The following is a 13,914-nucleotide window of genomic DNA, read 5'->3' as shown; positions in this document are numbered from 1 at the left end:
GTGTGGCGTAATGCCGCACCTTTTTTATTTATAAGTCAGAGTATCTTTTGTAATATAGGAATGCTTTTATAGAGCACTTCATTATGTGATGCATGCACAATGTATTTATTGCCATCTAAAAGAAAAACGCTATGTAAAACAGTGTTACCGTCACCATGTTTTGTAAGGATATCACCGACGACTCTTCCGTCTTCCCATTCCAGTTTCGAATGCGAAGGGACGACTTGTAAATATTGAATTGTTTCCTCCCCATCTCCTGCAATGAGTGTAGTTTCAATATTTCTTTTCTGTATAATAAATCTATTTTTATTTAATGTATCGAGGAAAGGGTTTTTCGTTTGCATCTTGCTATAAGGAAGAAATGTAATAGAAGAGCCACATCTTACAAATAAATAATTTCCGTAATCTTTACAAGGGATAGCATCTTGTAATCCTGGAAAGTAACGGTGTATCGCTGCAACTTTATTCATCTTGTGTAAGGTGCTCAAGTAGTGAATGTATTGTTCCATATAAAAATGAACGATATTTATTTTAGAAGAGGCATGGACAGGGAGACTACCTCCAGTCCAATAACTATAATTAGGCGGAGATCCAGCGCTTGGCGTACAAAGTATAATAAGTTGCTCCACATCATTTTCATATTCTTCACTTTGAACGTAAGAACGTGCAAGAAGCCCACCCATACTATGACAAACTAAATTTAGTTTATCGCACCCTGTAAGTTCTTTAACATAAGCAATCGTTTTTAATAAATATTTTTGAGTGGAGAAAGCTATACGCTGTCGCCAGTCATAAAAACAGATAAAAAGGTTTTTATTTCGTTCATAGCCCATACTTTCTAACATCATAATGAATGGTTCATAAACAAATGAAGAAAGTCCAAAGCTCCAATTTCCAGTACCAGGAATAATAATATTACTCATTGAACCGAAAAGACCTGGGATAAAAACAATAGGAATTTTTCCTCTTCGCATATTTCTCTCTCCTTTAAATGTTTAACATCAATAAAAATAAGAAATACATTTCGTATGAAAACATATTTAAATGAAACACTACGGAGTAGAAAGTAATTTGAGCGGAAGGAAATCAAAATGATTAAAAAAATATTGCGAGTTACTTCTATTATTATTGCTATTTTCGTTGTTATTTTAATTTGGATGCATATTGACGTTACGCTCGGAAGGAAAATGGAAGCCGGGAAAAATATGCCGATAGAGTATGCGCCTCATTATAGTGACTTTCAATTATATGTAGAAGGGAAATCATTATATGAGCAGCTATTTGAAGATATTAAAAAAGCAAAAAGCTCCATCTACACTTATTTTTACATTTTGTCGGATGATAAAAGTAGTTATACTTTTTTAAATTTATTAAAGCAGAAGGCGAGAGAAGGAGTAACCGTATATTTGTCTGTCGACTTAATTAATGATTTATCTTTTGACAGAAAGTTAAAAAATGAATTGAAAGAGAACGGTGTTCACTTTACATATAGTAGGAAACCTGAATTGCCATTTGGATTGTATTCTCTTCATCATCGGAATCATCGTCGTATTACGACGATTGATGGAGAAATTGGTTATACGGGTGGTTTTAATATAGGGGATGAGTACTTAGGAAAAGATAAGCGATTTGGATATTGGCGTGACTATCATGTACGGATAAGAGGAGAAGGAGCGAAAGATTTAGAAGAGCAATTTGCTTTAGATTGGAAACGAGACACGAAAGAAGATATAAAAAGAAGTACGAATAAGGCTAGTAAGGGGAACACATTACATACTATGGCTAGTTACAATGGGCACCACGTCGCTGAAAAATATATAGAGTTAATAAAACAAGCGAAGCATTCGATTGTAATTGCAACGCCGTATTTTATAGCGAAAAATAAAGAGTTAATGAATGCTTTAATTGGAGCACAAAAACGTGGTGTTACAGTAAAAATCCTGTGGTCATATAAACCAGATATTCCTCTTATTAAAGAGGCGGCATATCCATACATACGTCAAGCTGTTAAGCATGGAATTACTGTATATGGATATAAAAAAGGGATGTTCCATGGGAAGTTAATGCTTATTGATAATGAATTAACCGTTATCGGTACAACAAACTTTACTGCACGTAGCTTCTATATAAATGATGAGATGAACTTGTATATTCACGGTGGTCCTATTATAGCGCAAGCAAATGATGCGTTAACGCAAGATTTTCATGATTCGAAAAAGATGACGAAAGAATTTTTTGAGAGGTTATCTTTTTGGGAGCGTTGTAAGGAGAAATTGGCGGGATTAGTTGATTTTTATTTATGATAATTAAGGAAGAAAGGGCGTCTATAAAGGACACCCTTTTTTTGATGGAAATAGTTATTTTTCATGTACAAGCTTTGTAACATCATCATTAATCAACGTCCCCACATGTTCGCCTAAACATATTTTCTTCATAACCCCAGGCTCATCAAAGTTAAAGACATGTGCCGGCAATTTATAATCCCGAGCAAGTAATAAAGCCGCTTGGTCCATTACTTGTATGTTCTGCCTAACAACATCATTATAGTTCAGTTTTCGATACATTTTTGCGGATTTATTATGTTTTGGGTCACTTGTAAAGACCCCGTCTACGCCTTGTTTTGCGACTAAAATGGCGTCACTATTCATTTCAATGGCTCTTTGTACACTTGGATAATCTGTCGTAACGAACGGTTGCCCGTTACCACCACCGAAAATGACGATATAGCCGTTATCTAAATGATGTACTGCGCGTAGGCGAATATAAGGTTCAGCTACTGCATTAAAAGGGATGGAAGTCATAACGCGCACTTCTCTATCAGTTTTACTTGTTAAAACGCCGCGAAGCATTAAGCTGTTAATTATCGTACCTAACGTCCCGATATTATCAGCTTCTACACGATCAATTCCCCATTCTTCTGCTAGATGACCTCTGAAAATGTTACCGCCGCCAATGACGATAGAGACTTCGATACCTAAATCAACAATGGATAAAATTTCGTTTGCAATATGTTCTAACCGTTTGGAGTTAAAGCTATTTCCAGATTGATCAGCAAGTGCACCACCGCTTAATTTAATTAAGACACGTTTATATGGCTTCATAACAATTCCCCCTATATAAATGACAATAAAAAAGGAACAAAGGCGAATGCCCTTGTTCCTTACTAAGAAAATGAAAAAGAAAAGAAGAAGATAGGATGAATTTCTGCACACAATTTTTCATAACATCCACTCCTTTTCAGTTCGATTTGTTGTAAGTATATATCTTTTTGATTATACGAAACAATCTGATTACTTATCAAGTATATTTTATCATTTTTTAACAAAATGGTGTCAATGAAAAATAGAAGAAAAATATTTGAATTTTTTGTGACAAACTTGTAGGTTTTTGTATGATTTTGTAGGTTCGCTTATATCATGTGTGAGTAAGCTTTTATAAATACAAATTGAAAGCGTTCGCATGAAGGGGATGAACATAAATGAAAAAATTCGGATTGGCAACACAAATTTTTGTCGCGCTTGTTTTAGGGATTGTAGTAGGGGCAATCTTTTATGGCAATAAAACGGCGATTTCTTATATTACACCAATTGGGGATATATTTATTCATTTAATTAAAATGATTGTAGTACCAATTGTTATTTCAGCATTAATTGTTGCGGTAGCTGGTGTAGGAGATATGAAGAAGCTTGGGAAACTGGGTGGTAAGACAATTCTTTATTTCGAAATCATTACGACGATTGCTATTTTAATGGGATTACTTGCAGCGAATATATTCCAACCAGGTACTGGCGTTGATATGAATAATTTACAGCAAAGTGATATTTCTTCTTATAAACAAACAGCAGATGCTACAGAGAAGAAAGGTTTTGCTGAAACGATTGTTCATATTGTACCGAAAAACATATTTGAATCTATTGCGCAAGGTGACTTATTACCGATTATATTCTTCTCAGTATTATTCGGTTTAGGTGTTGCGGCAATTGGCGAAAAAGGAAAGCCTGTCTTTAACTTCTTTGAAGGTGTGCTCGAAGCAATGTTTTGGGTTACAAATCAAGTTATGAAATTCGCACCATTTGGTGTATTCGCATTAATTGCTGTTACGGTTGCAAAATTTGGTGTGGCCACACTACTTCCTTTAGGAAAACTAGTGCTAGCTGTATACGTAACTGTTATACTATTCGTTGTGATTGTATTAGGTATTAATGCACGAATGGTTGGAGTAAACATTTTTACATTAATGAAAATTTTAAAAGAAGAACTTATTCTTTCATTTACGACAGCAAGTTCAGAGGCTGTTTTGCCTAATATAATGAGAAAAATGGAAGAGTTCGGTTGTCCAAAGGCAGTTGCCTCTTTCGTAATTCCGACAGGTTATACATTTAACTTGACTGGATCAGCTATTTATCAAGCGTTAGCGGCATTGTTTGTTGCACAAATGTATGGTGTCCACATGTCACTGACGGAGCAAATAACGTTATTATTCGTTCTCATGTTAACATCCAAAGGTATGGCGGGAGTTCCAGGTGCATCGTTCGTTGTTGTATTAGCAACGTTAGGATCAATGGGCTTACCGTTAGAAGGTATCGCATTAATTGCGGGAATTGACCGTATTTTAGATATGATTCGCTCAGCTGTCAATGTGTTAGGAAATGCATTAGCTGCCATTGTTATGTCGAAGTGGGAAGGCGAATTCGATAATGAGAAAGCAAAAAAATATGTAGAAGCAGTCAAACAAACAGAAGCAGCATAAGAAATCGTTAAGGAGTGAATAATCATGGCAACATTAACTGAAGTTAAAAATAGTGTACGAATTGAAAAAGATTTTCTAGGTGAAAAAGAAGTGCCAGTGTATGCGTATTATGGTGTACAGACTATGCGTGCAGTAGAAAACTTCCCAATTACAGGATACAAAATTCATGAAGGCTTAATTAAAGCGTTCGCAATTGTAAAAAAAGCAGCAGCACTTGCTAATGCAGATATAGGAAGATTGGAAATGAAAAAGGGTGGTGCTATTGCAGAAGCATCACAAGAAATTCTTGATGGGAAATGGCATGATCATTTCATCGTTGATCCAATCCAAGGCGGTGCAGGAACTTCAATGAATATGAATGCAAATGAAGTCATTGCCAATCGTGCCCTTGAATTATTAGGAATGGAAAAGGGAGACTATCATTATATTAGTCCAAACAGTCATGTAAATATGGCGCAATCAACAAACGATGCATTCCCAACAGCTATTCATATTGCAACATTAAATGCATTAGAAGGCTTATTACAAACGATGGGTTATATGCATGATGTATTTGAATTAAAAGCAGAACAGTTCGATCATGTTATTAAAATGGGTCGTACACATTTACAAGATGCAGTGCCAATTCGTCTTGGACAAGAATTCAAAGCATACTCTCGCGTACTTGAACGTGATATGAAACGAATTCAGCAATCACGTCAACATTTATATGAAGTAAATATGGGAGCAACTGCAGTTGGTACAGGCTTAAATGCAGATCCAGAGTATATTGAAGCAGTTGTAAAACATTTAGCTACGATTAGTGAATTACCGCTTGTTGGTGCTGAAGACTTAGTGGATGCAACGCAAAATACTGATGCATACACTGAAGTGTCTGCAGCATTAAAAGTATGTATGATGAACATGTCTAAAATTGCGAACGACCTTCGACTAATGGCATCAGGTCCACGTGTTGGATTAGCAGAAATTATGCTACCAGCTCGTCAACCAGGTTCATCTATTATGCCAGGTAAAGTAAACCCTGTTATGCCAGAAGTAATTAATCAAATTGCGTTCCAAGTAATTGGTAACGACCATACAATTTGCCTTGCTTCAGAAGCAGGACAATTAGAATTAAATGTTATGGAACCAGTACTTGTTTTCAACTTACTTCAATCTATTAGCATTATGAATAATGGTTTCCGTGCCTTTACAGATAATTGCTTAAAAGGAATTGAAGCGAATGAAGATCGCTTAAAAGAGTATGTTGAGAAGAGTGTAGGAATTATTACAGCCGTAAACCCTCATATCGGTTATGAAGCAGCAGCTCGCGTTGCGAAAGAAGCAATTGCGACAGGGCAATCCGTTCGAGAACTATGTGTGAAAAATGGTGTATTGTCACAAGAAGAATTAGAGTTAATTCTAGACCCATTCGAAATGACACATCCAGGGATTGCAGGAGCAACTCTTTTAAAGAAAAATTAAAAGAAGAGGGGGACAATCCCCTCTTTTTTGTTTACAATATAGAAATGTTATATATGAATAGAGGTAGGGATGTTATGAGTAAGTTTACAGTGGCTTCTAATGGTTCATTAGAAACGACATTAAGAGGAGTAGAAGTATTAGCAACACCACTTTTAAATAAAGGGGTAGCTTTCACGCAAGAAGAAAGAGAAGAGTTAGGGCTAAAGGGACTACTGCCACCAGCGGTTTTAACGTTAGATGAACAAGCACGCCGTGCATATGAACAATTTTGTTCTCAGCCGGATGATTTATTAAAGAATGTATACTTAACTGCGTTACATGATCGAAATGAAGTATTATTTTATCGTATACTAACAGATCATTTACGTGAAATGTTACCAATTGTATATACACCTACTGTTGGTGTAGCAATTCAAAGATATAGTCATGAATATCGTAAACCGCGCGGGGTTTATTTATCAGTTAACGATCCTTCAGGTATTGAAGAAGCGTTCTCAAATATCGGTGCAACAGCTGAAAATATTGACTTAGTCGTTGTAACAGATGGAGAAGGCATATTAGGAATTGGTGACTGGGGTGTTGGTGGTATTAACATTGCGATTGGAAAGTTAGCTGTTTATACGGCTGCAGTTGGAATCGATCCTAGTCGCGTATTACCTGTAATTTTAGATGTAGGTACAAACCGTGAAGATCTGTTAAACAATCCGTTCTATATTGGAAATCGTCATCCACGTGTAACTGGTGAAGCTTACGATGAATTTATTGATACATTTGTGCAAGCTGTAGGCAATAAGTTCCCGAAAGCACTTTTACATTGGGAGGACTTCAGTTCTCGTAATGCACGAAAAATTTTAGATAAATACCGTCATGACATATGTACGTTTAATGATGATATTCAAGGTACAGGTGCAGTTTCACTTGCTGCAGTATTATCGGCAGTGAAAGCTTCAAGTGTACCTTTAAATGAACACCGTGTAGTTGTGTTTGGTGCTGGTACGGCTGGAATCGGTATCGCAGATCAAGTAAGAGATGCGATGGTTCGCGTAGGATTATCAGAGCAAGAAGCACATGAAAGTTTCTGGTGTATTGACCGTAACGGGTTAATTACAGATAATATGGAAGATCTTCTTGATTTCCAAATTCCATATGCAAGAAAAGAAGCTGAAGTAAGTGAGTGGAAGCAAAATGATGTGATCGGACTTGCTGAAGTTGTGAAACATGTAAAACCGACAATTTTAATTGGTACATCTACTGTTGCGGGCGCATTTAAAGAGGAAATTATTAAAGAAATGGCTTCTCACGTAGAAAGACCAATCATTTTACCGATGTCGAATCCAACGCCACTTGCTGAAGCGAAACCAGCAGATTTAATCGAGTGGACAGAAGGAAGAGCGTTAGTTGCAACAGGAAGTCCGTTTGAACCGGTTACATATAACGGTGTAACGTATGTAATTGGACAGTCAAATAACGCACTTATTTTCCCAGGATTAGGTCTTGGTACAATTGTTGTTCGTGCAAGCGTAATGACGGATGGAATGTTCGCAGCAGCTGCTGAAGCAGTTGCAAGTATGGTAGATACAAGTCAGCCAGGTGCGCCTATCTTGCCAGAAGTTGAAGAGTTACGTAATATCTCTGAAATGGTTGCAATTGAAGTAGCGAAAGTTGCAGTTGCAGAAGGTGTTGCTAGAGAGAACTTAAGTGATAACGATATCAAGATTGCAGTAAAAGAAGCAATGTGGGAGCCTGAGTATCGTCAAATAAGAGCGGTAGAAAAGGTTAGAATATAGAGAAAAAGCCCGTTTATAATAATAAGCGGGCTTTCCTTGTTCATTTTTGAAAAAATACATAGGAAGTGGCCCTTTTGAATTGGAATCAAATATGGAAGAAAGATATGTATCTTTTAATTATATTAATGGTGGTTGTCCCAATTGCTGGAGAGCTAAATTTTCATCCTTTTAATGATATGTTTCGTGTTAGCTTCGGGACACCGCTTTTCTTCTTTTTATTACTATTTTTAAGAAGAATACCAGCAGCTGCTGCAGGTATTCTTGTCGGTATATCTGTAGTCTTATTCCGTGTATGTCTTGACTGGGTATTGCAAGGTTCATTCCATATGACAGAATCATTTTATTTGCGCTATCCTGTGTTCTTTTATTATTTTATTTATGGAAGTCTTTTTTCGCTTTGTAGGGTGAATAAGTTTCATCAGAAGCCAATTGTTATTGGGTGCCTTGGAATTTCAATTGAAATTATCGCAAGTATGTCAGAACTTGCGTTTTATCATATGCTAGTGCTAGGCACAATAATAACAGTTTCTGAAGTGAATAAACTAATTATTATTGCTATTTTTCGTAGTTTCTTTGCGCTTGGTTTTTTAAATATGATGAATTTATATGAAACGAAGTTAAAAGAATCCCAAGTTCGAAAAGAAAATGAAAATATGTTAATGTACCTCTCTAATTTATATGTGGAATCTGTCCATTTGAAAAAAACGTTACAAAATGCGGAGTTAATTACACAAGAAGCATATCAATTATATCGAAACTTACAAGCGAACGATGATTCGAATAGCAAAACAGCATTAAAAATAGCAGGAGAAGTGCACGAAATCAAAAAGGATAATCAAAGAATTTTTGCAGGATTATCTAAACTGTTATTAGATAAAAATGTGGCTGAGTATGTAGAAGGACATGAATTAGCGGAAATGATTGTAAGAATAAATGAGAAGTATGCTGAAATGCTAGGAAAAGATATACGTTTTTCTAAACATATAGAAGGTGAGCACGCTGCATATCACGTATATACAGTTCTATCAATTTTTAATAATTTAGTTGCAAATGCAGTTGAAGCAATTGAGGGTAGTGGTGTTATTATTATTAAGCTATATAAACGAGATAAACATATATTCTTTGAAGTAATTGACGATGGTCCTGGTATTGCACAGAAGTATAAGAAATTAGTATTTAAGCCAGGATTTACTTCAAAGTATGATCAAACGGGAACGCCGTCAACAGGAATTGGTCTTTCCTACATAAACGAAATGGTAACAGAACTCGGAGGAGAAGTAAGATTAGAAGATCGAGAAATTGGCGAAGGGTGTAAGTTTGTAGTTTGTTTACCGGAGTGCAGTTTAAAGCGGGAAGGGGAATAATGTTGTTTTATTATATCGTAGATGATGATGAAGTTTTCCGCTCTATGCTTTCACAAATTATTGAAGATGGTGATCTTGGGGAAGTGATTGGAGAATCGGAAGACGGAGCTTTTATTGAAGCAGATCAACTAAATTTTAAAAAAGTAGATATTTTATTTATTGATTTATTAATGCCAATGCGAGATGGGATTGAAACAGTTCGCCATATTGCATCTTCTTTTTCAGGGAAAATCATTATGATTTCTCAAGTTGAATCGAAGCAGCTTATAGGTGAGGCGTATACACTTGGTGTTGAATATTATATTACAAAACCACTAAATAAAATTGAAGTTGTATCTGTTGTACAGAAAGTGATGGAACGTATTCGTTTAGAGCGTTCTATATATGATATTCAAAAATCATTGAATAACGTTTTCAAATGGGAACAGCCGCAAGTTCGAAATGAGCCAATGCAAGAAGGGAAAAGAATAGCAGATTCAGGACGCTATTTATTATCAGAACTCGGTATTGCGGGAGAGAATGGAAGTAAAGATTTACTTAGTATGCTGGAATATTTATATGGACAGGAAAAGACACAAACATTTGAATTTGGATTTCCTGCGCTAAAAGATATCTTTCACCATATAACGATAAGAAAGTTAGAGAATATAACTTCAGATGCAGATATAGATAAAGAGAGAAAAGCATCTGAACAAAGGGTACGAAGAGCGATTTATCAATCGTTAAACCATTTAGCTTCTCTTGGACTAACAGACTTTTCGAATCCGAAATTTGAAAGCTATGCGCCGAAATTTTTTGATTTCACTGTAATTAGAAAACGGATGACAGAAATGACGAAAGATGAAGTAGCGACTTCTGGGCATATACGTATTAATACGAAGAAATTTATTCAAGTGTTGTATTTTGAGGCGAAACGGTTGATGGAGATAGAGTGAAAAAAAGGTGCTTATAAATAAGCATCTTTTTTGTTAAATCCGTATTTTATATTTTTGCGCATAGCATGTAAAATGTTAGTTAAGAGAAACTGGTTTTAAATTAAGGAAGTGTCAAAACAATGAGTTTTACATTAAATAAATCGATTATTAAAGAATTATGCGGAGAGACCTCATATAAAAGAGGCGAAGCTTATTATAAATCAAATAAAGTGACAGTAAATCATTATGATGAAAACAAAGAAATTTGCGAAGCGATGGTAAAAGGGAACGAAGACTTTCATGTTACAGTAAAAAAAGCTAAAAAGGGTGATGTTGTTGCGAAATGTAGTTGTCCTTCATTAGCTTCTTTTCAAACGTACTGTCAACATGTTGCGGCTGTATTGTTATATATGAACTATAATCAGCAAACAGGTGGAAAGTTGCCCATTAGTAGCGAAAACATGAGCGGAAATGATCAATTAACGAGCGGTATGTTTCAGTTATTTGCAGAAAAACCATTAAGACCAAAAAGTAAACAACACCGTTTTGATACACGTGAAATACTTCATGTTGAATTTATATGTACACCAGTAGTTACGAAAAATGGTGGGGCACTGCTAGGTATTCAATTGAAACTGGCCAAGCAACATTTTGTAAATAATATTAGAGAATTTCTTTCCAAAGTGGAGAAAAGAGAGTCCTATAATTGTTTGAATGAATTTACATATACACCGGATGTACATAGCTTCAGGCAAGAAACCGATGCGATTATTCAGCAGCTCATTAAAATTTATCATAACGAAAAAATGTATGAGGATACACTGGAAGTACATGCAAAACAAGATGATAGCATGATTTTAATACCGCCAGCGTCTTGGTCAGATATGCTTTCTTTACTTTCTAAAGTTGAGTTTGTGAGACTTAATCAAGATGGACAATCTTTTCATGGTTTACATATTTCAAAAGGACTACTTCCTTTACATTTTGAGTTTAATAAAGGGAGTAATGGTGGATTTACACTTTATATTGATGGCTTGCAACAAGTGGAAGTAATGGATACGTATAGTTATGCACTATTTGAAGGGAAACTGTATCGGTTGAACATGGAGGATTGCAAGCGGCTTATCGAATTACAAAAAATGATGAATCGTTCTAGTAGTAATCAATTGTATATTCCGGCGGATAAGATGGAGAACTTTGTAGCGAAAGTTGTTCCAGGTTTAATGAAGCTTGGAACTGTGCGAATAGATGAGATAATATCAGATCGTGTTGAAACGCCCGCACTAAAAGCGAAATTATATTTAGACCGAGTGAAAAATCGTTTGTTAGCGGGTTTGGAATTTCATTACGGAAATGTTGTTATTAACCCGTTAGAAGAGGATGGACAGCCGTCTGTTTTTAATCGTGATGAGAAAAAGGAAAATGAGATTTTAGAAATGATGAATGATAGTGCCTTTGCAAAGACTGAAGGCGGTTATTTTATGCATAATGAAGAAGCTGAGTATAACTTTTTATATCATGTCGTTCCCACGTTAAAAGGTTTACTTGATATTTATGCGACGACAGCAATCAAATTACGAATTCATAAGGGGGACACAGCTCCTCTTATAAGAGTTAGAAGAAAAGAGAGAATTGATTGGTTATCATTCCGGTTTGATATAAAAGGTATTCCAGAGGCAGAAATTAAAGGTGTATTAGTTGCTCTTGAGGAGAAACGAAAATATTATCGTTTAGCAAGTGGCGCTCTACTATCACTTGAGAGTAAAGAGTTTAATGACATTAATCAGTTTATAAAAGAATCTAGTATTCGAAAAGAATTTTTAAAGGGCGAAGAAGTAGATGTCCCTCTTATTCGTAGTGTGAAATGGATGAATTCACTGCAAGAAGGCAATGTTTTAAGTTTAGATGAATCCGTTCAAGAATTGGTAGAGAACATTCAAAACCCTAAAAAACTAAAGTTTAATGTGCCAAATGGTTTAGATGCGATAATGAGAGAGTATCAAACATACGGATTCCAGTGGATGAAAACACTTGCTTATTATCGTTTTGGAGGTATTTTAGCAGACGATATGGGACTAGGGAAAACGTTGCAAAGCATTGCTTTTATAGATTCTGTTTTGCCTGAAATCCGAGAGAAGAAACTGCCTATATTAGTTGTTTCGCCGTCTTCCCTTGTTTATAACTGGCTAAGTGAATTGAAAAAATTCGCGCCACATATTAGAGCTGTTATTGCCGATGGAAATCAAGTAGAGCGCCGAAAACTTTTAAAAGACATAACGAAATTTGATGTAGTGATTACGTCATATCCTTTACTGAGAAGGGATATAAGGTTATATGCGCAGCCATTTCATACGCTATTTCTTGATGAAGCACAAGCATTTAAAAATCATACAACGCAAACTGCGAAGGCAGTAAAAGCGATTCAAGCGGAGTACCGTTTTGGATTAACGGGAACACCTGTAGAGAATTCATTAGAAGAGCTATGGTCCATCTTCCACGTCGTCTTCCCAGAATTATTACCGGGGAGAAAAGAGTTCGGTGATTTAAGACGTGAAGATATAGCGAAGCGCGTAAAACCATTCGTGTTAAGAAGGTTAAAGGAAGATGTATTACAGGAGCTACCAGAAAAAATTGAGCACTTACAATCATCAGAACTATTACCGGATCAGAAGAAGCTTTATGCGGCTTATTTAGCGAAGTTAAGAGAAGAAACGTTAAAACATTTAGATAAAGATACGTTACGTAAAAATAAAATTAGAATTTTAGCTGGTTTAACGAGGTTAAGACAAATTTGTAATCATCCTGCATTGTTTGTTGATGATTACAAAGGAAGTTCAGCTAAGTTTGAACAACTTCTAGAAATTTTGGAGGAGTGCAGAAGTACAGGGAAGAGAATTCTTATCTTTTCTCAATTTACGAAGATGCTTTCGATAATCGGGCGAGAATTAAACCGTAAAGCTATTCCATACTTTTATTTAGACGGAAGTACACCAGCGCAAGAACGTGTAGAGCTATGCAATCGGTTTAACGAAGGAGAAGGAGATCTATTTCTCATTTCTTTAAAAGCTGGTGGTACGGGTCTTAACTTAACTGGTGCAGATACGGTCATATTATACGATTTATGGTGGAATCCAGCTGTTGAACAACAAGCAGCAGATAGAGCGTATCGAATGGGACAAAAAAATACGGTGCAAGTTATTAAGTTAGTAGCCCACGGAACAATTGAGGAAAAGATGCATGAACTTCAAGAGAGTAAGAAAAATTTAATCGCTGAAGTGATTGAGCCAGGAGAAGAGAAATTATCCTCTATAACTGAGGAAGAAATTCGGGATATACTTATGATTTAAAATGAAAAAAGCTATGCTTTCAAATTTATGAGAGCATAGCTTTTTTGTTGTAATAATTATATTTTGTTTTGTACAAAGTAAAGAAATCAAATGCTATTTAGATTACTTCTTTGTGCCTTTACTTTTGTATGGTTTTGCAGCTTTCTTTTTCTTTGCACTAGATTGCCAACGGTTCCATCCTTTACTTCCTGTACCTTGTCCTACACCTTTTTTTGGTTTCGCTTTCGTTTTACTCATATGATCACTCCGTTATATAAAAAATCTTATTTGATAATAGCCAATGTTTTA

At 35.7% G+C, this 13,914-nt stretch carries 10 protein-coding genes; 7 read left to right on the top strand and 3 right to left on the bottom strand.

Annotated features, from left to right (window positions below; translation table 11 throughout):
• Positions 1-35: 35 nt before the first annotated feature.
• The gene (locus ACTFQM_RS06595; RefSeq protein ID WP_440033831.1) at positions 36-974 is read right to left on the bottom strand and encodes an esterase/lipase family protein; all 939 of its coding nucleotides are present in this window, start codon (positions 972-974) and stop codon (positions 36-38) included.
• Positions 975-1,091: 117 nt separating this feature from the next.
• Here ACTFQM_RS06595 and ACTFQM_RS06590 point away from each other — a divergent pair, with 117 nt between their 5' ends.
• Entirely contained in the window at positions 1,092-2,303 is a 1,212-nt protein-coding gene (locus ACTFQM_RS06590; RefSeq protein WP_440033830.1) for a phospholipase D-like domain-containing protein, read from the top strand.
• Between the two features lie 54 nt (positions 2,304-2,357).
• On the opposite strand, the gene pyrH is transcribed toward ACTFQM_RS06590, so the two are convergent.
• Positions 2,358-3,101: a UMP kinase gene (pyrH, locus tag ACTFQM_RS06585; RefSeq protein WP_265620948.1), complete on the bottom strand. Its 744-nt coding sequence runs from the start codon at positions 3,099-3,101 to the stop codon at positions 2,358-2,360.
• Between the two features lie 377 nt (positions 3,102-3,478).
• Between pyrH and ACTFQM_RS06580 the strand changes: the two genes are divergently transcribed.
• The 6 genes from ACTFQM_RS06580 to ACTFQM_RS06555 all read left to right on the top strand — a co-directional run bounded on the left by ACTFQM_RS06580 (position 3,479) and on the right by ACTFQM_RS06555 (position 13,626).
• Positions 3,479-4,750, top strand: a complete 1,272-nt coding sequence (locus tag ACTFQM_RS06580) for a cation:dicarboxylate symporter family transporter (protein WP_440033829.1) — start codon at positions 3,479-3,481, stop codon at positions 4,748-4,750.
• Between the two features lie 24 nt (positions 4,751-4,774).
• On the top strand, positions 4,775-6,214 hold the full coding sequence (aspA, locus tag ACTFQM_RS06575) for an aspartate ammonia-lyase (protein ID WP_440033828.1): 1,440 nt from the start codon (positions 4,775-4,777) through the stop codon (positions 6,212-6,214).
• A gap of 74 nt (positions 6,215-6,288) precedes the next feature.
• On the top strand, positions 6,289-8,001 hold the full coding sequence (gene malS, locus ACTFQM_RS06570) for an oxaloacetate-decarboxylating malate dehydrogenase (protein WP_440033827.1): 1,713 nt from the start codon (positions 6,289-6,291) through the stop codon (positions 7,999-8,001).
• Positions 8,002-8,066: 65 nt separating this feature from the next.
• On the top strand, positions 8,067-9,365 hold the full coding sequence (locus tag ACTFQM_RS06565) for an ATP-binding protein (protein ID WP_440033826.1): 1,299 nt from the start codon (positions 8,067-8,069) through the stop codon (positions 9,363-9,365).
• 2 nt (positions 9,366-9,367) lie between these two features.
• Positions 9,368-10,300: a response regulator gene (locus tag ACTFQM_RS06560; protein WP_440034395.1), complete on the top strand. Its 933-nt coding sequence runs from the start codon at positions 9,368-9,370 to the stop codon at positions 10,298-10,300.
• A gap of 119 nt (positions 10,301-10,419) precedes the next feature.
• Positions 10,420-13,626 (top strand): SNF2 helicase associated domain-containing protein, encoded by a 3,207-nt coding sequence (locus tag ACTFQM_RS06555; RefSeq protein WP_440033825.1) that lies wholly within the window; start codon positions 10,420-10,422, stop codon positions 13,624-13,626.
• Between the two features lie 102 nt (positions 13,627-13,728).
• On the opposite strand, the gene ACTFQM_RS06550 is transcribed toward ACTFQM_RS06555, so the two are convergent.
• Positions 13,729-13,863 carry a DUF3934 domain-containing protein gene (locus ACTFQM_RS06550; protein ID WP_000047591.1) on the bottom strand — a complete coding sequence of 45 codons (135 nt, stop codon included), beginning with the start codon at positions 13,861-13,863 and terminating at the stop codon, positions 13,729-13,731.
• Between the last annotated feature and the right edge of the window lie 51 nt (positions 13,864-13,914).

Source organism: Bacillus cereus group sp. MYBK30-2 (genome assembly GCF_051915945.1).
Lineage (GTDB): Bacteria > Bacillota > Bacilli > Bacillales > Bacillaceae_G > Bacillus_A > Bacillus_A paramycoides.
The sequence above is the reverse complement of the archived record's forward strand: the minus strand, read 5'-3'. Positions and strand labels throughout refer to the sequence as shown.